Annotated in this window: 17 protein-coding genes, 1 tRNA gene and 1 pseudogene; 12 read left to right on the forward strand and 7 right to left on the reverse strand. The window is 68.4% G+C overall.

Annotated elements, in window-relative coordinates; all coding sequences use genetic code 11:
- Positions 1 to 13: 13 nt before the first annotated feature.
- Genes SCNU_RS04810 through meaB form a run of 3 tightly spaced genes read left to right on the forward strand, consistent with a single transcriptional unit; the run spans position 14 to position 5,183 of the window.
- Positions 14 to 1,924: a methylmalonyl-CoA mutase family protein gene (locus SCNU_RS04810; RefSeq protein ID WP_009678235.1), complete on the forward strand. Its 1,911-nt coding sequence runs from the start codon at positions 14 to 16 to the stop codon at positions 1,922 to 1,924.
- The gene (gene scpA / locus SCNU_RS04815) at positions 1,921 to 4,167 is read left to right on the forward strand and encodes a methylmalonyl-CoA mutase (RefSeq protein WP_009678236.1); all 2,247 of its coding nucleotides are present in this window, start codon (positions 1,921 to 1,923) and stop codon (positions 4,165 to 4,167) included. The genes SCNU_RS04810 and scpA overlap by 4 nt, the downstream gene beginning before the upstream one ends.
- The gene (gene meaB / locus SCNU_RS04820) at positions 4,164 to 5,183 is read left to right on the forward strand and encodes a methylmalonyl Co-A mutase-associated GTPase MeaB (protein WP_009678237.1); all 1,020 of its coding nucleotides are present in this window, start codon (positions 4,164 to 4,166) and stop codon (positions 5,181 to 5,183) included. The genes scpA and meaB overlap by 4 nt, the downstream gene beginning before the upstream one ends.
- Positions 5,184 to 5,202: 19 nt before the next feature.
- On the opposite strand, the gene SCNU_RS04825 is transcribed toward meaB, so the two are convergent.
- From SCNU_RS04825 to SCNU_RS04845, 5 genes and pseudogenes are all read right to left on the reverse strand, one after another.
- Entirely contained in the window at positions 5,203 to 6,000 is a 798-nt protein-coding gene (locus tag SCNU_RS04825; RefSeq protein WP_009678238.1) for an ABC transporter permease subunit, read from the reverse strand.
- A 3-nt stretch (positions 6,001 to 6,003) separates the two neighbouring features.
- On the reverse strand, positions 6,004 to 6,876 hold the full coding sequence (locus SCNU_RS04830; RefSeq protein ID WP_009678239.1) for a 2-aminoethylphosphonate ABC transporter permease subunit: 873 nt from the start codon (positions 6,874 to 6,876) through the stop codon (positions 6,004 to 6,006).
- The gene (locus tag SCNU_RS04835) at positions 6,873 to 8,030 is read right to left on the reverse strand and encodes an ABC transporter ATP-binding protein (protein ID WP_009678240.1); all 1,158 of its coding nucleotides are present in this window, start codon (positions 8,028 to 8,030) and stop codon (positions 6,873 to 6,875) included. Before SCNU_RS04835 ends, SCNU_RS04830 begins: the two co-directional genes overlap by 4 nt.
- Positions 8,027 to 9,067 (reverse strand): annotated as a pseudogene (locus SCNU_RS04840) (2-aminoethylphosphonate ABC transporter substrate-binding protein). The gene SCNU_RS04835 and the pseudogene SCNU_RS04840 overlap by 4 nt, the downstream one beginning before the upstream one ends.
- 71 nt (positions 9,068 to 9,138) lie before the next feature.
- On the reverse strand, positions 9,139 to 10,266 hold the full coding sequence (locus SCNU_RS04845; protein WP_009678243.1) for a TIGR03364 family FAD-dependent oxidoreductase: 1,128 nt from the start codon (positions 10,264 to 10,266) through the stop codon (positions 9,139 to 9,141).
- Between the two features lie 403 nt (positions 10,267 to 10,669).
- Here SCNU_RS04845 and SCNU_RS04850 point away from each other — a divergent pair, with 403 nt between their 5' ends.
- From SCNU_RS04850 to SCNU_RS20765, 7 genes are all read left to right on the forward strand, one after another.
- Entirely contained in the window at positions 10,670 to 11,179 is a 510-nt protein-coding gene (locus SCNU_RS04850; protein ID WP_139025809.1) for a MarR family winged helix-turn-helix transcriptional regulator, read from the forward strand.
- A 19-nt stretch (positions 11,180 to 11,198) separates the two neighbouring features.
- Entirely contained in the window at positions 11,199 to 11,984 is a 786-nt protein-coding gene (locus tag SCNU_RS04855; protein WP_083812552.1) for an MSCRAMM family protein, read from the forward strand.
- Positions 11,985 to 11,986: 2 nt separating this feature from the next.
- A complete protein-coding gene (locus tag SCNU_RS04860; protein WP_040517652.1) occupies positions 11,987 to 12,796 on the forward strand; it encodes a YceI family protein in 810 nt (269 codons plus the stop codon).
- Between the two features lie 199 nt (positions 12,797 to 12,995).
- Positions 12,996 to 15,509, forward strand: coding sequence for an MFS transporter (locus SCNU_RS04865; protein ID WP_009678247.1), 2,514 nt, complete (start codon positions 12,996 to 12,998; stop codon positions 15,507 to 15,509).
- A gap of 171 nt (positions 15,510 to 15,680) precedes the next feature.
- Positions 15,681 to 16,427: a GntR family transcriptional regulator gene (locus SCNU_RS04870; protein ID WP_040517654.1), complete on the forward strand. Its 747-nt coding sequence runs from the start codon at positions 15,681 to 15,683 to the stop codon at positions 16,425 to 16,427.
- A gap of 41 nt (positions 16,428 to 16,468) precedes the next feature.
- Entirely contained in the window at positions 16,469 to 16,882 is a 414-nt protein-coding gene (locus SCNU_RS20760) for an HAD family hydrolase (RefSeq protein WP_238526324.1), read from the forward strand.
- Between the two features lie 66 nt (positions 16,883 to 16,948).
- Positions 16,949 to 17,164: an HAD family hydrolase gene (locus SCNU_RS20765; RefSeq protein ID WP_238526325.1), complete on the forward strand. Its 216-nt coding sequence runs from the start codon at positions 16,949 to 16,951 to the stop codon at positions 17,162 to 17,164.
- 62 nt (positions 17,165 to 17,226) lie between these two features.
- On the opposite strand, the gene SCNU_RS04880 is transcribed toward SCNU_RS20765, so the two are convergent.
- Positions 17,227 to 17,312 (reverse strand) — tRNA-Leu (locus SCNU_RS04880).
- An 89-nt stretch (positions 17,313 to 17,401) separates the two neighbouring features.
- On the opposite strand from SCNU_RS04880, the gene SCNU_RS04885 reads away from it, so the two are divergent.
- On the forward strand, positions 17,402 to 18,733 hold the full coding sequence (locus tag SCNU_RS04885; RefSeq protein WP_040517753.1) for a M20/M25/M40 family metallo-hydrolase: 1,332 nt from the start codon (positions 17,402 to 17,404) through the stop codon (positions 18,731 to 18,733).
- A gap of 39 nt (positions 18,734 to 18,772) precedes the next feature.
- Positions 18,773 to 19,312 carry a YbhB/YbcL family Raf kinase inhibitor-like protein gene (locus SCNU_RS04890; protein ID WP_009678251.1) on the forward strand — a complete coding sequence of 180 codons (540 nt, stop codon included), beginning with the start codon at positions 18,773 to 18,775 and terminating at the stop codon, positions 19,310 to 19,312.
- Between the two features lie 317 nt (positions 19,313 to 19,629).
- On the opposite strand, the gene SCNU_RS04895 is transcribed toward SCNU_RS04890, so the two are convergent.
- Complete coding sequence (locus SCNU_RS04895; RefSeq protein ID WP_009678252.1) at positions 19,630 to 20,730, reverse strand: quinone-dependent dihydroorotate dehydrogenase; 1,101 nt, start codon at positions 20,728 to 20,730, stop codon at positions 19,630 to 19,632.
- Positions 20,731 to 20,739: the final 9 nt, after the last annotated feature.

A 20,739-nucleotide genomic window follows, 5' to 3' on the forward strand; every position in this document is an offset into this window, starting at 1 on the left:
GGTAGGCGAGCCGATGACGGCAAGTGACGACCCCGTGCAGCCACGCAGTGCGCAGGCTCTGCAGCAGGCGTACGACGATTGGTCCGCTGCGGCCGCCGCGGTGCTGGCGAAGTCGCGCAAGGTCTCCGTCGAGGAACTGCCGAGCACCGCCGAAGCGCTGCTCTCGACGCACACCGGCGACGGGACCGTGGTGCGTCCGCTGTACACCCGGAAGGACGAGCTCGCCGAAGTCGGCCTGCCCGGTCAGTTCCCGTTCGTACGCGGCGCCGACCCCGTCCGCGACGTGAACGTCGGCTGGCGGGTCACCGAGCGATTCGGCGACGAGGGCGGTTCGGCCGCCGACGTGAACGAGCAGATCCTCGACGCCGCGGCCAGCGGCACCAGTGGACTGTGGCTGAAAGTGGGCGGCGAGATCCCCGTCACCGACATCGCCGCGCTGCTCGAAGGCGTGTACCTCGATCTCATGCCGGTGACACTCGACGCGGGCGCAGACGGCATCGCCGCAGCCCGCGTCTACCTCGAGGCCCGGACCGCGGCGCCGGTCGCGCCGGAGGCCGCGCCGTCGACCGTCGCCAACGTGCAGAGCCTGGGTCTGTCGCCGTACACCGCGGCTTTCTCGGGTCGGCCCACCGTGGACATCGCCGAGGCCACCGCCATCGCCGCGTCGGCACCCGTGGGCGTGCGCGCCTTCCGCGTCGACGGCACCGACTTCAGCCAGGCGGGCGCGAACAACCCGCAGGAGCTCGGCTTCGCAGTCGCCGCGGCCGTTGCGCACATCCGGGACCTGGTGGCGGCCGGCGCGACCACCGCTTCGGCCCTCGGCCAGGTCACGTTCGCGGTATCCGTTGACGACGACCAGTTCGCGGGCGTCGCCAAACTCCGCGCGCTCCGCGCCGTGTGGGCCCGCGTGGCGGAGGTGCTCGGCGAGCCCGAGGCCGGCGCCGCGGTGACCCACGCGGTCACCGATCTCGCGATGCTGACCCAGCGTGATCCGTGGGTGAACATGCTCCGCTCGACCGTCGCCGCGTTCGGCGCAGGCGTCGGCGGCGCGGACCAGGTCACCGTGCTGGGCTACGACGCCGCACTGCCGGAGAGTGAGCGCTCGTCGAGCGCCTCGTTCTCTCACCGCATCGCCCGGAACACCCAACTGCTGCTGCTCGAGGAGTCGAACCTGGGACGCGTCCTCGATCCGGCGGGCGGCTCGTGGTTCGTCGAGTCGCTGACCGCAGATCTCTCGGCTGCGGCCTGGGACGTCTTCACCGAGGTCGAGCGTCGCGGCGGCTACCAGTCGGCACTGGCCGACGGCTGGGTCGGCGAGCAGATCGCCGAGTCCCTCGCCGCCCGCGACGTCAAGGTGGCGCACCGCACTGCTCCGCTCACCGGCGTCAGCGAGTTCCCGAACATCGACGAGACCGCGCGACCGGCCGGCACCGCTGCGACGGTCGACGTCGCCACCGCCACGCCGAAGCTGGCGCGTGCGGCGCGCCAGTTCGAGGCGCTGCGCGATCGCGCCGACGCCGCAGCCGCGGCCGGCGCTCGGCCCAGTGTGCTGATGATCCCGCTCGGCAGCGTCGCCGAGCACAACGGTCGGACCACGTTCGTCTCGAATCTGCTTGCCGCGGGCGGTATCTCGGCGATCAACCCGGGACCGGTCGACGCCGAGCAGATCGCGGACCTGGTCGCCGGGAATGCGTCGACGGTCACCGTGCTCTGCGGCACCGCGAAGCGGTACGCCACTGACGGCCCGGCGGCGCTCGCCGCTGCTCGTGCCGCGGGTGCCGGTCGGGTCCTGCTCGCCGGCCCCGACCGCGAATGGCCCGAGGGCGCCGATCCCGTGGACGGCTCACTGCGCGTCGGTATCGATGCCGTGGCGACCCTCACCGAACTTCTCGACCATCTGACCGGCGGGAGCGTATCCGCATGACCAACTCCGTTCCGAACTTCGCCGACGTCCCCCTGGCCGGTGACCGTACAGCGGCTCCCGCCGGCTCGGGAGACGCGCAGACCGAGGGATTGGCCTCGGCCAACGGCTACACGGCCGAACAGGTCACGTGGGCGACACCCGAGCAGATCGACGTCCAGCCGGTGTTCACCCGCGACGACCGCGACGCGACCGCGACCGAGGGCGGATACCCGCTCGACTCGGTGCCCGGTGAAGCGCCGTTCATCCGCGGCCCGTATCCGACGATGTACGTCAACCAGCCGTGGACCATCCGCCAGTACGCGGGCTTCTCGACCGCCGCCGAGTCGAACGCCTTCTACCGCCGCAACCTCGCGGCCGGCCAGAAGGGTCTGTCGGTGGCGTTCGACCTCGCCACGCACCGCGGCTACGACTCCGACCACCCGCGCGTGGCGGGCGATGTCGGCATGGCCGGCGTGGCGATCGACTCGATCCTCGACATGCGTCAGCTGTTCGACGGCATCGACCTGGGCAACGTCTCGGTGTCGATGACCATGAACGGCGCGGTGCTGCCGATCCTGGCGCTCTACGTGGTCGCGGCCGAGGAGCAGGGCGTGCCGCCGGAGAAGCTGGCCGGAACCATTCAGAACGACATTCTGAAGGAGTTCATGGTCCGCAACACCTACATCTATCCGCCGACCCCGTCGATGCGGATCATCTCGGACATCTTCGCCTACACGTCGCAGAAGATGCCGAAGTTCAACTCGATCTCGATCTCGGGCTACCACATCCAGGAGGCCGGAGCGACGGCCGACCTGGAGCTCGCGTACACCCTCGCCGACGGCGTGGAGTACATCCGGGCGGGGCTCGATGCGGGTCTTGACATCGACAAGTTCGCCCCTCGGCTGTCGTTCTTCTGGGGCATCGGCATGAACTTCTTCATGGAGGTCGCCAAGCTCCGCGCCGCACGCCTGCTCTGGAGTGAGCTGGTCGCGAAGTTCGAGCCCGAGAACTCGAAGAGTCTGTCGCTGCGTACGCACTCGCAGACCTCCGGCTGGTCGCTGACGGCGCAGGACGTGTTCAACAACGTCGCGCGGACCTGCGTCGAGGCGATGGCCGCCACTCAGGGGCACACCCAGTCGCTGCACACCAACGCCCTCGACGAGGCCATCGCCCTGCCGACGGACTTCTCGGCGCGCATCGCTCGCAACACTCAGTTGCTGCTGCAGCAGGAGTCGGGCACCACGCGGCCGATCGACCCGTGGGCGGGCTCGAACTACGTCGAGTGGCTGACCCATCAGCTGGCGGAGAAGGCGCGTGCGCACATCGCCGAGGTCGAAGAGGCCGGCGGCATGACGCAGGCGATCAACGAGGGCCTGCCGAAGCTCCGCATCGAGGAGGCCGCAGCCCGGACGCAGGCCCGCATCGATTCGGGCCAGCAGCCGCTGATCGGTGTCAACAAGTACCGCGTCGACGAGGACGAGGAGATCGAGGTCCTCAAGGTCGACAATTCCAAGGTGCGCGCCGAGCAGCTCGCCAAGCTGGAGAAGCTGCGCGCCGAGCGCGATTCGGCGGCGGTCGAGACGGCGTTGGCGAACCTGACCCGTGCGGCGGCCGAGCCGGGCGGCAGCGATCTCGACAACAACCTGATGGCCCTCGCGATCGAGGCCGCCCGTCACGGCGCCACCGGCGGCGAGATCTCGGACGCGATGGAGAAGGTCTTCGGGCGCCACCAGGCCGAGATCCGTACGATCAGCGGCGTCTACCGCAATGAGGCAGGTGAGTCCGTGAGCAACATCGATGACGCGATGGCGGTGGTCGACGCGTTCGCCGAGGCCGAGGGCCGTCGACCGCGCGTCCTGGTCGCCAAGATGGGACAGGACGGCCACGACCGCGGCCAGAAGGTGATCGCCACGGCGTTCGCCGACCTCGGCTTCGACGTCGACGTGGGCCCGCTGTTCGCCACCCCGGAGGAGGTGGCGGCCCAGGCCGCGGACAACGACGTGCACGTCGTCGGTGTCTCATCGCTGGCCGCCGGCCACCTCACGCTGGTGCCCGCCCTCAAGCAGGCACTGGCCGACGTCGGCCGCGACGACATCATGATCGTCGTCGGCGGCGTCATCCCGCCCGGCGACTTCGACGAGTTGTACGAGGCCGGCGCGGCGGCGATCTTCCCGCCGGGCACGGTGATCGCGGACAGCGCGGTGGACCTCATCAAGAAGCTGGCCGATCAGCTGGGCCTGGAACTGGCTGCCGCAGCCGAATGAGCAACGGTGAACCCCGTCGGGCCGACCGCCCGGCGGGGCGTCCGATCGATGTCGACGCCCTGACCGAGGGCGTGCTGTCGGGAAACCGCGCACAACTGGCGCGGGCGATCACGCTCGTCGAGTCGGTCCGTTCGGATCATCGGGCGGCCGCTCAACAGCTGCTGCTGAATCTCACTCCGCACGCCGGGAAGTCGTTCCGCGTCGGCATCACCGGTGTCCCGGGCGTCGGCAAGTCGACGACCATCGAGACCCTCGGCATGTACTTGATCGAGCAGGGCCACCGTGTCGCGGTGCTGGCCGTCGACCCGTCGTCCACGCGCACCAAGGGCTCGATCCTGGGCGACAAGACGCGGATGGGCCGACTGTCCGCTGCTCCCGAGGCCTATGTCCGGCCGTCGCCCAGTTCGGGCACGCTCGGCGGCGTCACGAAGGCGACGCGCGAGACGATCGTCCTCGTGGAGGCCGCAGGATACGACGTCGTGCTGGTCGAGACCGTCGGCGTCGGGCAGTCGGAGGTGAGCGTCGCAGGCATGGTCGACGTCTTCACCTTCCTGACGCTGGCTCGCACCGGGGACTCGCTGCAGGGCATCAAGAAGGGCGTCCTGGAACTCGCGGAGATCGTGGTCGTCAACAAGGCCGATGGCAAGCACATCAACGAGGCCAGGGGAGCGGCTCGCGAGCTGCGGAATGCGCTCGGTCTCATCTATCCGCACGATGCGCTCTGGCATCCACCGGTGCTGACGATGAGCGCCATCGAGAACACCGGGGTGGACGGCTACTGGGAGGCGATCCTGAAGCACCGCGAGACCCTCACCGCGGCAGGCGAGTTCGAGAAGCGCCGAGCACAGCAGCAGGTCGACTGGATGTGGAGCATGGTCCGCGAGACGATGCTCAACCGTCTCGAGGAGGATCCGCAGGTCCGTGCCGTCCGCCGCGAGGTGGAGGCCGGTGTCCTCGAGGGCACGCTGACTCCGACTCTCGGCGCCGACCGGATCGCGGGCGCCGCAGGGTTCTGAGCAGTGTTCGGCGACAGCCTCACCTGACCTGCGCTTTGGATCGGACCCGGCTGAGCAGCCCGAGGATCGCAACGCTGACGAGCACCAGCAACAGCGTGTTCGCTGCGGCGGAGAACAGGTCGCCTCGATCGGACTGGGTGAAGACGGTGACCGGAAGGGTGCGCCACGACGCCGGGTACACCATGATCGTCGCCCCGAGTTCGCCCATGCACAGCGCGACGGACAGCCCGGCCGCCGCGGCGATCGCGGGCGCGAGCAGCGGCAGGGTCTCCGTGACGAGAGTCCGCCACGGAGATGCTCCCAACGAGTCCGCGACCCGGTCGAGCGCCGGGTCCAGACCCTTCGCCGCGGCGGACACCATCGAGTACGCGAACGACAGCACCAGCAGCGCCTGGACCCCGATGACGATCCACGGCGTTCCGTTGAGAATCAGCGGCGGTTTCGAGAAGGCGATGAGCACCGCGAGACCGACGACCACCGAGGGCACGGCCACCGGCAGGTGGTAGGCGGTGTCGAGCAGAACCCGCAACCGTCGCGGTGCGGTGCGGGCGGCGAGGGCGGCCCACGTGCCGACCGCCACCGCGCAGGCGGATGCCACGAGTGCAGTCTGGACCGAGACGCTGATGCTCTGCAGATCGTCGGCCGACAACGATTCCCGGACGTGGGCTGTCGTCATCCCGGACGGCAGCACCGAGTTCCACGACGACGAGAACGCGGTCAATGCCGTGACCGCGATCGGCGCGACGATGAGGACGAGGACGATCGCGCCGAACGTCAGCCACACGACGACGCGCGCAGATCTGTTGCGAATCAACATGTCTCATGCTCCTGTGCGGGTGTCGAAACGTCGGACGACGGCGCGGTAGCCGAGGTAGACGATCACGGAGAGGGTCAACTGCATCGTCGCCAGAACGGCGGCGGTCGCGAAGTCGGAGGCCACCATCGACTTCGTGTAGATCATCATCGGCACGGTCGTGACGTCCTTCGCTCCGGTGAAGAGAACGATGCCGAACTCGTTCAGGGTCAGCAGGAAGGTGAGCGACGAGGCGGCGGCGAGCGCGGGCCAGACCCGGGGGAGGATGACGGTCGCGGCGATCCGCGTCGGTCCCGCGCCGAGTAAGGACGCGACGTCGATGTGCGCACTGGGGAACTGGCTGAACGCAGCGAGCAGGGGACGCACCACGAACGGCGTGTAGAACGCGATCTCGGCGAGCACGACGCCGGTCACCGTCGCCAGGAAGGTGAACTGGTGTCCGGTCGAGGCCGACACCACACCGACGGATCCGAACAGCACACCGAGTGCCAGGGGGATCAGGAACGACGGCAGCGCGACCACCGCCTCGATCATCCGCACCACCCCGGCTGATCCGGGGAACGGGACGAAGGCGAGCACGAATGCGAGGAAGGTGCCGATCACCAGGCAGCCGAGGGTCGACAGCGCCGCCACCTCCAGCGTGCGCCAGACGGCCTTGTGCACGGCCGGGTCGGCGAGCGTCGAGCCCCAGGTGGCGCCGCCCGCGAAAGCGTCGTCGCGGTCGGTGAACGACCGCGCCACCACCCACGCCAGCGGATAGCCGAGTCCGACCGCAGGCACGATCAGCGGACCGGCGACGACTGCCGTCTTGGCAACTGTCATCGCACGACCATCGTTCTCCGCCGGACGCCCTGCCTCGGGTTCGACGACCGCGGTCATGCGCTCTTCTCCGCGGGCACCACGTGCACGTCGGCCGGATCGACGCCGACCCACACCCGGTCCCCGGGCCGGGGCGGCTCGCGGAGCACCGGGACATCGACGCCGATCGGCTGATCGGTCCCGACCACCCGGGCGCGGACATGTCGCACCGCGCCGCGCCACTGCAGGTCGACGACGTCCACCTCGAAACCGTTCGACGGCGCCGTCGAACCGAACTCCCAGGCCCACGGACGCACGGCGAGGGAGACGTGCTTCTCGCGGGCGACGGTGCTCTGCGAGCGCGCTCGCAATCGGATGCCGCCGTGGTCGACGATCCCGACGGCGCCCGCGGAGATCGATTCGAGCGCACGCACCGGGAGGATGTCGGCGCCGCCGAGGAAGGTCGCCGCGAACTCACTCGGCGGCGCGTGGAACAGCGACTCCGCGGAGTCGATCGCCTCGAGCCGCGCATTGCGCATGATGCCGATGCGGTCGGCGAGTGCGAGCGCTTCGCCCTGATCATGCGTGACATGAACGATCGCGATCTCGGGCAGGTCGCTGCGGAGCTGCTGCAGTTCGACGATCATGTTCTGGCGGAGCCTGGTGTCCAGCGCCGACAGCGGCTCGTCGAGCAGGAGCAGGTCGGGACGGCCGGCGAGCGCGCGGGCGATCGCCACCCGCTGCTGCTGGCCGCCCGACAGTTCGCGTGGCAGTCGATCGGCGAAGCCGAGCATGCCGACCATCCGCAGCACCTCGTTGACCCGCGGTCCGATATCGGCCCGCCGCACCCGGTGCGCTTTGAGGCCGAAGGCGACGTTCGCCCGGACCGTCAGGTGCGGGAAGAGGGCGTACTGCTGGACGACGAAGCCCACGCCGCGGTGCCGCGGCGCCAGTTCGGTGACGTCACGCCCGTCGATCGTGACCGTGCCGGAGACGACGTTCTCGAAGCCGGCGATGGCCTTGAGTGCGGTGGACTTCCCCGATCCGGACGGGCCGAGCAGGGCGACGGTCTCGCCGCGTTCGACGTCGAAGGAGCAGTCGGCGAGTGCGATCGTGCCGTCGTACGCGACGGTGACGTCGGTCAATGCGACCGCGGGAGCGCCGGTTCGCAGGTTCGGCGTGGCCGACGATCGGCCGCGAGGTGTGACCGTCCGCCTCCCGATCCGCAGGTTCACTGCCCGATCGCCTTGTTGTACGCGTCGATCAGCGCCGTGAAGTCATCGTTGACGGCCGCCCAGTCCGGCTGCCAGATCTCGGCTCCGGCGATCGACTTCTGGATCGCATCGTAGTTCGGCCCGCTCGCCGTGACGTCGGTGCGCGCCGAGACGCCGAACGGCCTCGTCGGAGAGGGTTCGCTGCACGTCGGCCGACATGAGGAAGTCGATGAGCTTCTGCGCGTTCTCCGCGTGCGGGGCGTTTGCGGCCTTGCCCATGAAGTAGGGGAGTGCCAGCGTCGATCGCTTGCCGGTCGCGTCGGCAGGCAGGAAGGTCTCGTAGGCGGCCTTGTCCTTCGTGATCGAGGCGAGGGCCATCTGGACGTCGCTGTTGGCGACGGCGAGCTCGCCCTTCGACACCTTCGGTCCCAGCTTGCCGGTGGAGGCTGACGGACCGACGTTGTTGGTCTGGAGCCGGGCGAGGTAATCGAGCGCCTGCTGGTCGCCCATCACGTGCCGCAGGAGCAGTAACAGCGCGGTGCCGTCGCCCGCCTGCCCCGGCGTGGAGTACTGGATCTTCTGCTTGAACCGGGGGTCGAGGAGGTCGGACCACGTCTGGGCCTTCGGTGTGACGGAGTCGCCGCGGATCATCGTGAAGTAGTTGTCGGCGAGGACGACGTAGCGGCCGCCGGGCGCCTTCGCGTTCTCCGGCAGTGCCGCGGCGTCGGCGACGGTGGTCGTATCGAGGCTGCCCTGCTTGTCAGCCTGCTGAATGAACGGCGGCAGGGTCACCAACACGTCCATCTGCGGGTTCGACTCTCCTTCTCTGCACGTGAGACCACTTCCCCCGACCCGCCTTCCACGTACTCGACCTTGATCCCGGTCTTGTCCTGGAACGCAGTGAACTGCGTGTGGTACCAGTCGCCGAGGCCGTCGGCGCTGTATAGGGTGACGGTGTTCGCGTCGGCGGTGCCGCCGCCGGTGCCGCCGCACGCAGCGGCTGTGGACAGCGAGAGGGCGGCGACGGCGACGGCCGCGATTCGGACGGGACGCTTCATGATGGCTCTTTTCGTGGTGGGGACGAGCAGCGGGCGGAATGGTCGGGAGGGAGTCGGCGGATGCGGACCGGTCAGGAGGTCAGAGTTCCGGCGAGGCTGCGGGCCGCGAGTTCCAGGCCCACGGTCATGCCGACGCCGGTGGTCACTGAGCAGGCGTGGACGTTCGGTGCGAGGCGGGCGGTGAGATAGGGGCCGGCGGGCCGCGCGGCATAGACCCCTTGCCAGCGTTCGCGGATCCGCAGACGTCGGCCGAGGACGGCTTCGACTTCGCCCAGAATGAGGGCGGAGACGGATTCGTCGAGGAACGGGGAGACGGTGAGTCGATTGCGGTGTGAGTCGCCGATCAACAGGCCGCCGTCGGGGCGCTGCGTGAACATGATGTTCGTGTCCGCGGCGAACAGCTCCGGACGCCGGAGTTCGAGACGGGTGCGGAGCGCGGCGGCGGCCGAGGTCTCGGCGAAGGCGTCGTAGCGGAGAAGCGAGGTCGCGGTGAGCACGGCGGGCGGGACTCGAATTCCCGGGTCCTCGGTGAGCATCATCTGCAGGGCACAGCGTTCCATGCCGGCGTCGTCGGCCACGGCCGGGGCGAGGTAGTCGAGGTCGTGGCCGACGCAGACGAAGACCCGTCCGGCAGCGATGGCGCCGCCGGAGGTACGGACTCGCGCCCCTGTGGCGTCAGCCTCCTCGATGCCGAGATACGCGGTGCGCCACCTGAACTCGACCCCGTCTCGGTTGCCGAGCCAATCTGCCAGTCTCGGTGCCGTGGTGCGTGGGTCTACCCGCAGGTCGTCGTGCAGTCGGGCTCCGCCCACGACGTCGTCGGCAACCACGCCGCCCAGATCGGCCCGGATCTGGGCCGCGGTGCGCAGCTCCACCGCATCGCGTTTGTCAGCGAGCTCCTCCATTACCGCGACTTCATCGGCGGCGCGGGCGACGGCGGCGCCCGCGGACTGCCGGATCGGGAGTCCGGTGCGGGCGGCGACGGACAGCCATCTCTCGCGGGTTCCGAGTGCGAGCTCCCGGAGTTCGCGTGACTGACCTGTGGCACACACGTGTCCGAAGTTCCGGACCGAGGCGCCGACCGGGCGGGCGTCGCGGTCGATGAGGATGACACGGAGTCCGTCGTCATGGGCGGCCAGTGCGTGGCCGAGCCCGACGATGCCGGATCCGACGACCAGGACGTCGTAATCGATGTTCACGTCGATGAGACTCGCCCCTGCGGCCAGGCGTCGCAACCGCTGGGAAGGTCTTGTCTGTACAAGTTGGGCAACGGTTCATCTGCCACTGAACGCGTTCATGTCGCGTTCATTGCCCGTCTGGTGGGCTGCAGACGAACTTGTCTTGGGAAGACGACTCGTCTCGAGCACCCCGCACAAGAATCAAGTCTCAATGCTTGAATCGATGCATATCAAGTGTCGTCTATTGATCGCAGAACAAGTGGCCTGCACGACGCGCGTTTCGTCTGAATGATCCCGGAATCTCGCCGATTGTCACCCACGTCACACGCTGAGAATTCTATGAACGAGGGGCCGAAGGGTCTAGTCTTGCCAGGTATTAATTACCTGTAGTCAACTATCTAGTTGCCGGATTGCGAGTGAGAACGTGACGAACGAACCGGTGCGGCAGAAGCGGGCGGAGCGTCGTCTCGGAGACGGCGCGCTGATCTCCCGGTCGCTGGTCCGGATCACGCGTGCGGTCCGCAGGGCGCTCGGCGTGCAGCCGCTGACCTCGGGGCAGGCTTCGACGCTCTGGGCGATCGCTGAACTCGCGCCGGTTCGTCCGACGGATCTGGCGGAGAAGGAGAGCGTGACGAGTCCGTCGATGTCGAAGACCATCGCCTGCCTGGATCGTGCCGGTCTCGTCTCGCGGTCGGCGGATCCGAATGACGGCCGAGTCAGCCGACTCGACCTGACGGCAGCTGGTCGGGCCTACGTGGCCGACGCGAACTCGGAGCGGATCTCGTTGTACGAGAACGCATTGCGCCGGCTGCCGACAGCCGAGCGGGAGACGGTGGTCCGGGCGGTGACGCTGCTCGCCGACACGATGTGCGACGTGGTCGCCGACCGGACGCGTTCGTCGACTCGACGACCGCAGGCAATTGACGACCACTAGAGATTGAGGGAGGAACTCGGTGCACAACGCAGTAGACGGGCACTCGTGCCTGATACACGGAGTTGTCCGCGACGATCGTGGTGAGGCCGTCGCCGGATCGACGGTGACGGTCATCGACCATGAGGGCAGGCAGGTGGCAGTCGCACCCGCTCGGCCGGACGGCACGTTCACCGCAGAGGTGCCGGTCGAGGGCCAGTACGTCCTGGTCACCTCGGCGGTCGGCTACGCGCCGTCGGCGGTCACGATCACCACGACCGGCGAATCGGTGGAGGCCACGGTGACGTTGGCGGCACACGCCGCGCTGAACGGCGTGGTTCGGTCGACGGTCGACGGGGCACCCGTGGTCGGCGCAGTCGTCACCGCGACGGCATCCGGCGGACAGGTCGTCGCCACCGCGGTCGCCGGCTCGGGCGGTGAATGGCAGCTGCGCGGTGTCGCAGAGGGGTCGTACACGATCGTCGTCACGGCCGTGGGATTCGAGGCCACCGCGACGACGATCGCGCACGAGGCATCGTCGCAGCGGCCCGTCGTGCTCGAACTGACGTCCGCGGTGACTCTCACCGGCCGCGTGACCGACGGCCGCGGCGGCGTCGTCGCCCACAGCCAGGTCGCACTGCTCGACGGCGCCGGAGCGATGGCGGCGAGCGTGTTCACCGACGAGACCGGGCACTACGCGTTCAGCGATCTGACCCCGGGCGACTACACGGTTCTGGCCAGCGGCTATGCGCCCGTGGCGGCCACCGTCGACGTGCGGGCGGGCCGATTCGTGAACCACGAGTTCGTTCTCGGCGCGGAGGGACGGTGACCATGGCTGCACAGCTCACGGCCCGGGTGGCGAACTCCACCGGGCGCGGTATCGACGCCGCCGTCGTGACCGTCATGTCGCAGGCGGGGGAGCAGACGGCGATCGTTCGCAGTGACACCGACGGGACCGTGCGGGTCGCGGATCTGACCACCGGGATGTACACCGTCGTCGCGACGGCACAGGGGTACCACCCGACCGCACGGACGGCGGTCGTGTCGGGAGCCGGCGCCGTCGGACTCGGTGACGTCACCCTGGAACGCACCGGGTCAGCACCCAGCCCCGAGGCTGGTGTCTGGGAGATCGACGGCACGCACTCCAGCCTCGAGATCAGCGTTCGGCATCTCGGGATCGCGACCGTTCGCGGACGCTTCACCGAATTCTCCGGGACGATCACCGTCGGGGAGGATCCGGAGCAGTCGTCCGTCGTGGCCGAGATCTCGACCGCGAGCATCGACAGCGACAACAAGATGCGCGACGACCACCTGCGGTCGAGCGACTTCTTCGACGTCGAGAACTTCCCGGCCGCAGTCTTCCGCGCCGACCGCCTGCGCTCGGCGGGCGACGAGACGTGGACCCTCGACGGGACGCTGACCATTCGGGACCATCCCGTTCCGGTCTCGCTCGAACTCGTCTTCCTCGGCCAGACCGAGGATCCCTGGGGCGGTGTCCGCGCCGGCTTCGAGGCGAAGGGAACCCTGAGCCGCAAGGAGTTCGGGATCAGCTTCGACGACAGGCTGATCAGCGGTGCCGCACAGATCGGCAACAAGGCCGAGGTCCGCCTCGACATCCAGGCCGTCCGCACGGCCTCCTGATTCGACCCGATGCGGCGACGCATCGATCACTTGACGATGAAGTTCTGAAAGGCTCACATGTCGACCAAAACAGTTGGCGCCACCGCCGGCGGCACAGGCCCAGCCGGCGGTTCACGCCAGACGACGCTTCCTGTCCTTGACACAGTCGTGGGCCTCTGCGTCTCCGGTCCTGCGTCGCCTCTCGAACACCACGCTGGGCATGCTGATCGCCACGATCAACAGCTCGATCGTGCTGATCGCACTGCCCGACATCTTCAAGGGCATCAACCTCAATCCGCTCGAGCCGCAGAACACCAGCTATCTGCTCTGGATGATGATGGGATTCCTCGTCGTCACCGCGGTGCTGGTGGTCAGCTTCGGGCGACTCGGCGACATGTACGGCCGGGCCCGCATGTACAACATGGGGTTCGCGGTCTTCACGATCTCATCGATCTTCCTGGCGATAACCTGGTTCGACGGTTCGGAGGCGGCCATCTGGCTGATCTTCTGGCGAGTGATCCAGGGCATCGGTGGCGCCTTTCTGATGGCCAATTCGTCGGCGATCCTGACCGACGCCTTCCCGGCCGACCAGCGCGGACTCGCAATGGGCATCAACGGTGTCGCGGCGATCGCCGGATCGTTCCTCGGCCTGCTGATCGGCGGCGTGCTGGCTCCGATCCAGTGGCACTACATCTTCCTGGTCTCGGTTCCGTTCGGTGTCGTCGGCACCATCTGGGCCTACCTCAAACTGCGTGACACCGGCGAGCGACGCAAGGCGAAGATGGACTGGTGGGGCAACCTCACCTTCGCCGTCGGACTCATCGCGGTCCTCGTCGGCATCACCTACGGCATCCAGCCGTACGGGTCGTCGGACATGGGCTGGACCAATCCGTGGGTGCTCGCCGCGCTGATCGGCGGACTCTTCGTGCTCGTGGTCTTCGTGTTCATCGAGATGAAGGTCGAGAGCCCGCTGTTCGAGCTCTCGCTGTTCCGGAACCGGTCGTTCACCTTCGGCAACATCGCCAACCTGATGGCCTCCATCGGCCGCGGTGGGCTGCAGTTCATCCTCATCATCTGGCTGCAGGGCATCTGGCTGCCGCAGCACGGCTACGACTACTCGCAGACTCCGCTGTGGGCCGGCATCTACATGGTTCCGATGACCATCGGCTTCCTGGTCTCCGCCCCGGTGTCCGGTGCGCTGTCGGACAAGTTGGGGACCAAGTGGTTCACCACGATCGGTCTGCTGATCACCGCGGGCACATTCGCCGGACTGATCGCCATCCCGGTCGACTTCACGTACTGGGTGTTCGCGGTGATCCTGCTGATCAACGGCATCGGCATGGGCCTCTTCGCGTCGCCGAACCGTGCCGAGGTGATGAACAGCCTGCCGGTGACCTCGCGTGGATCCGGTGCGGGAATGATGACGACATTCCAGAACGCCGCCATGGTGCTCTCCATCGGCCTGTTCTTCTCCCTGATGATCGCGGGTCTGTCGAGCACGCTGCCGACCGCGATGTACGACGGGCTCACCGCCAACGGCATGCCCGGAGGGGCGGCGCAGGCCATCGCCGGACTGCCGACGGTCGGCATCCTGTTCGCGGCGTTCCTGGGCTACAACCCTATCCAGCAGGTCGGCGGTCAGGCGCTCGACGGGCTGCCGCAGGCTAGCGTCGATCACCTCACCGGTCTCGACTTCTTCCCGCACCTGATCAGCGATCCGTTCTCGGACGGTCTGACGGCGGCGTTCACCTTCGCGCTGATCTGCTGCATCCTCGGTGCGGCTGCGTCGCTGTTCACCGGTGGTCGCCGGCCGCTCGCCGCCGATCACGAGACCGTCGGTGCGGAGATCGCGGCCGTCGCGGGCGACGCCGGAGTCGGATCGCCGCTGTCGCTGGTGGCCGAGACGCCGTCGTCGAGCTTCGGGTCACGGACAGTCGCCGCCGCGACGACTGCCCCAGCGAGAACCGTCGGTGCGACGGTGTCCGGCAGCGTCACCGGTTCCGACGGCGCCCCGATCGTCGGTGCGGCCATCACGGTCACCGACAGCGAAGGTCGCCAGGCCGGTTCGGCGACGGTCGGCGACGACGGTCGCTACCGCGTCCGCGGTCTCGACAACGGTGCGTACACGGTGATCGCCACCGCGCCGGGACGCGGACCGAAGGCGATCGGCGTCTCGACGGTCGGTGACGTGGGACTCCAGCGGGACTTCCGGCTCACGGGTGCTGCCGTGCTGGCCGGACGTGTCCGGGACGCCCAACGGCCGCTGCCCGCGCGTCTGGTGGTCACGGACCAGACCGGCAACGTGCTGGCGACCGCGCAGGCGGGCTCGGACGGCACCTTCGCCATCGCCGAGCTCAACGACGGCGACACGGTGGCAGTCACCGCGTCGGCTCCCGGCTACCAGGCCGCCAGCGAACTGGTCACGGCGGGGGACTCGACGGCGATCGACATCGTGCTCGACGCGATCGGCGGAGTTCAAGGCTACGTCCGGGCGGCCGACGGCACACCGCTGATCGGTGCCACGGTCTCCGCGATCGGGTCGGACCAGACCGTCGTCGCGACGGTGCGGTCGGACGCCGACGGCCGGTACCGGATCGAAGGGCTGACCGACGACCGCTTCACGATCGTCGCGGGAATGTACGAGCCGCGCGCGGTGCAGACGACTGTGAGCGCCGGGTCGGACAACGTCGTCGACATCAGTCTCGACACCGAGATCGAGACCCGGCAGGGCTGATTCATCACGACTGCCGGAGCAGTTCCCTGACAGTGCGGGCACCGTCGACCAGACGGTGCCCGCACTGCTATCTAGACAAGTTCTAGGGACGTTCACCTCGGCACCGAGAAGTTCACTTCGGCGCCATCCAGCGGCATCGGTCGGTCACGCTCAAACTTGTATTCTCAAGTCGTGTCCATTCCTCTTCATCAGCAACTGAGCAGTGAGTTCCGGGCCCGTATCGCGTCCGGCCAGTGGCCGGAGGGAATGCGGGCGCCGAGCGAGGCCGAACTCTGCGCCGAGTTCGGTGTCTCCCGCGGACCGGTCCGGCAGGCGATGGCGTCGCTGCGCACGGACGGCCTGCTGGTCGGCGGGCAGGGCAGCAGGCCACTGGTGCGCCGAAACGTACCGGAGCACTCGGCGACGGTCCTCGGATCGTTCACCGCCTGGGCAGACGGCCAGGGCCATCGGCCGGGTCAGCGGACGCTGCTCCAGTCCCGACACCCGGCCGACGCGGAGCTGGCCGGGCGGCTCGACATCGCCGCCGGCGAACCGGTCCTGACGATCGTCCGAGTCCGGACGCTCGACGATGAGCCCGCGCTGATCGAGCGCATGTCGTTCGTCTGGGAGGTGGGGCAGACGCTGATGGAGTTCGATCCGGACTCGGGCTCCATCAACCGCTTCATGATCGACCACGGCGTCGATCTGTACAGCTCCGACCATCTGCTCGACGCGGTGGCCGCCGGACCCGAGGATGCGGACGCACTCGGGGTGGACGAGGGCTCCCCGCTGCTGAGAGTGCGCAGGCGCACTCAGGACTCGGTCGGCAGGATCATCGAATCCGCTGAAGACCGCTACCTCCCCGGGCATTGCAGCATCAGCATCACCAATCGCCTGACGGCGGCCTCCGGTCGTCAGGGCACCATGCGGCTCGCCTGACGTCGGCAGTCCGTCGTACTCGGTCCCCGAAAGGATCCTTCATGATCGAACTCGTCGCACTCGACATCGCCGGAACGACGGTCGACGACGGCGGCGCCGTCTACGTCGCACTTCGCGAGGCGGTCGAGGAGGTCGGCGCGACCGTCGCGGACGACGACCTCGCACACTGGATGGGCACCGACAAGGTGACGGCCATCGCCAACCTCGCCCGCATCGGCGGCGTCGATCTCGACGAGGCCGCGGCGCAGCGGGCGTTCGGGCGGTTCCGGCAGATCCTCGCCGAGGCTTATCGATCGGCGCCGCCCCGCCCGATCGACGCGGCCGAGGCGACGGTCGCGTCGCTGCGGGCGAACGGTGTCCGGGTGGCGTTGACGAGACCGGATTCGATCGCGCCGTCGTCGAGCCGCTGCTGGCCTCGCTCGGCTGGGGCGTCGACGGCGATGGGCGGGCGGTGACCTTCGACGCCGTCATCACCACCGACGACGTTCCGGCGGGGCGGCCCGCGCCGTACATGATCTTCCGTGCGATGGAGCGGTGCGGCGTCGCGTCCGTTCGCGGCGTGGCTCGCCGCCGGTGACACGGTCGTCGACGTCCAGGCCGCCAACAACGCGGGCGCGACGTCCGTCGGAGTGCTGACCGGCCAGACCGGGCGCGGGCCACTCGAGGCGGCCGGTGCCGACCATGTGCTGGACTCGATCGCGGGAATCCCCGGACTGCTGGGCCCGAGCCGGACCTGATCGGCCGGAGAACAGACAATCGCGGCGTCGTACCGAAGTACGACGCCGCGATTGGAATTCGGTGTCCGAGGGGGGACTTGAACCCCCACGTCCGTTAATAGGACACTAGCACCTCAAGCTAGCGCGTCTGCCATTCCGCCACTCGGACTTGTTCAGTTCTGGCGCGCCGCACCGCGTCGCGCTGCATAACAATAACCATGGTTGCCCCCGTATCCCAAATCCCCTACGAATGGAGTGGTGACAGGCTTGCGCGCGACCGATGAAGTTGTCGATCTGGTCAGTCGGCTCATCCAGTTCGACACGTCGAACACCGGACAGCCGGAGACCACCAAGGGAGAGGCCGACTGTGCCAAATGGGTTGCTGCGCAACTCGAAGAGGTCGGTTACACGACCGAGTACGTGGAGTCCGGGATGCCGGGGCGGGGGAATGTGTTCGCGCGTCTGCCCGGCGCAGACAGGGCACGCGGCGCGCTGCTGATCCACGTCCATCTCGACGTGGTGCCCGCAGAGGCCGGAGACTGGAGCGTCCACCCGTTCTCCGGCACGATCCAGGACGGCTACATCTGGGGCCGGGGTGCCGTCGACATGAAGGACATGGCGGGCATGGCACTGGCGCTCGCGCGTCAGCTCAAACGAGACGGGACCGTCCCACCCCGAGACATCGTCTTCGCCTTCCTCGCCGACGAGGAGGCCGGCGGAACCTGGGGGTCGCACTGGCTGGTGCAGAACCGCCCCGACCTGTTCGAGGGCATCACCGAGGCAGTCGGCGAAGTCGGCGGCTTCTCGCTGACCGTCGACCGCCCGGACGGCGGGGTACGGCGGCTGTATCTCGTCGAGACGGCCGAGAAGGGGCTGTCGTGGATGCGGCTCACCTGCGACGCCCAGGCGGGTCACGGATCGTTCCTGGCGGCAGAGAACGCGGTGACCGAGATCGCCGCGGCCGTCGCGCGCATCGGGGCGCACCGATTCCCGCTCGTGATGACCGAATCGGTCGCGGAGTTCCTGACGGCCCTGTCGGAGGAGACCGGTCTGGACTTCAGCCCGGAGACCCCCGACCTGGAGTCGGCACTGTTCAAGATCGGCAATCTCGCGCGGATCATCGGCGCGACACTGCGGGACACGGCGAACCCCACCATGCTGTCCGCGGGATACAAGGCGAACGTGATTCCGCAGCACGCCGAGGCGGTGATCGACTGCCGCGTGCTGCCAGGCCGCCAGGTCGAGTTCGAACGGACCATCGACGAATTGATCGGGCCGAATGTCAAGCGCGAGTGGATCACTCACCTCGACGCGTACGAGACCACGTTCGACGGGCATCTGGTCGACGCGATGAACGAGGCGATCCTGGCGCACGACGAGGACGGCCGAACGGTCCCGTACATGCTGTCGGGTGGCACGGACGCGAAGGCGTTCGCGAAACTCGGCATCCGCTGCTTCGGATTCGCGCCGCTCCAGCTGCCCCCGGACCTCGATTTCGCCGCGCTCTTCCACGGAGTCGACGAGCGGGTGCCCGTAGACTCGATTCTGTTCGGTACCAAGGTTTTCGAGCATTTCCTGCACAACTGCTGACCACGACGGCAGAGTGAGAATCGTCGAAAGGACCACATTGTGACGACATACCACCCGTACGAGGCGTTGCCTCCGTTGCCGGAGATCACGGTGACCTCGAGTGACTTCGCCGAGGGTCAGACCCTGCCGACCCCACAGGTGTCGGGCATCTTCGGCGCGGGCGGCGAGGACGTCTCGCCGCAGCTCAGCTGGTCGGGCTTCCCGGCGGAGACCAAGAGCTTCGTGGTGACCTGCTTCGACCCGGACGCGCCCACCGCGTCGGGCTTCTGGCACTGGGCCGTCGCCGACATTCCGGCGTCCGTGACATCGCTGGCCACCGGCGCGGGGTCACCCGGGTCGGCGGACCTGCCCGCAGGCGCGGTGACGCTCGGCAACGACGCGAGCCTCAAGCAGTTCGTCGGAGCGGGCCCGCCTCCGGGGCACGGACCGCACCGCTACATGTTCGCCGTGCACGCCGTCGACGTCGAATCGTTGGAACTGCCCGACGGCGCGACCCCCGGCTTCCTCGGATTCAACCTGTACTCGCGAGCCATCGCACGCGGCATCCTCACCGGAGTATTCGAACTTCCGGCCGAGTAGCCGCACCCGTCCGGGCGCCCGCCGCCGGTTGAGCCAGCGACCTTCCGTTCGCTCAACCGGCGGGGCGGTGTGCGGTCGGCGGGTTGCGGCGTGCCGATGTCGTTGGTTGAGCGGGCTTCGTTCCGTTGGTTGAGCGAGCGCAGCGAGTCGAAACCGTGGTGCGAACGGGCTGGTACTAGTCCCAGCCCGAGTGCTGTTGGCTTCGACTCGCTGCGCTCGCTCAACCAACGGAAGGGCGCGCCCGCTCACCCGGCGGAAGGGTGCTCGCTCAACCAACGAGGGCTAACGCCGGGCCGGGTTGAGGGATGCCCGTGAACTCAGTTCGCGGCGGAGCCGACGGCGTCCTTGATCGAGGTGAAGCCCTCGGTGCGCAGTCGGGCGGCGAGGCCGTCGTGCAGCTCGCGCAGGCGGACCGGGCCGCCGTAGATGAAGCCGGTGTACATCTGGAGCAGGTCTGCACCCGCGCAGATCCGCTCCCAGGCCTGGTCGACGGTCTCGATCCCGCCGACGCTGATGAGCGCGACGCGACCACCGACTCGGCCGTACAGCCGCTTGAGAACCTCGAGGGAACGGTCTGCCACCGCCGGGCCCGACAGTCCGCCGGCACCGCACGCCTCGACCTCCGCACGCGGCGTCCGCAGTCCGTCGCGCCGGATCGTGGTGTTGGTCGCGACGATGCCCGCGAGTCCCAGTTCGACGGCGAGGTCGGCGACGGCGTCGACGTCCTCATCGGACAGGTCGGGAGCGATCTTCACCAGAACCGGCTTGTCCACGACCTCGAGCACGGTCGCGAGAATCGGTCGGAGCGAGTCGACAGCCTGCAGATCGCGGAGACCGGGCGTGTTCGGGGAGCTGACGTTCACGACGACGAAGTCGGCCAGCGGACCGAGCGTGCGAGCGCTGTGACGGTAGTCCGTGACGGCGTCCTCGACCGGCACCACCTTCGTCTTGCCGATGTTGGCACCGATCGGCACCCGGACCGGTCCAGGACGCGATTCGGCGAGCTTGAGCGCCGCCGCATCGGCGCCGGGGTTGTTGAATCCCATCCGGTTGATCAGCGCGCGGTCGGCGGGGAGGCGAAAGAGCCGGGGTGCGGGATTGCCCGGCTGCGCCTGACCGGTGATGGTGCCGATCTCGGCGAACCCGAAGCCCATCTGACCCCAGGCGTTGACGCTCGACGCCGTCTTGTCGAAGCCGGCCGCGAGACCGATCGGCGCCGGGAAGTCGACCCCGAAGACCTCGTTGGTCAGGATCGGATCGTCGGTCGCGAACAACTTCGCCATCAGTGAGCGCAGGCCGGGCGCGTAGCCGGCACGGCGGATGATCCACGCCGTGATCGTATGGATCCTCTCCGGCTGGATCAGGAACATGGTCTTGAGGACCACCGGGTACAGGATCCGGTTCAACGTGCTGAGCATGGTGTCGCC

It is taken from the genome of Gordonia neofelifaecis NRRL B-59395 (genome assembly GCF_000192435.1).
GTDB classification, from domain to species: Bacteria; Actinomycetota; Actinomycetes; order Mycobacteriales; family Mycobacteriaceae; genus Gordonia; species Gordonia neofelifaecis.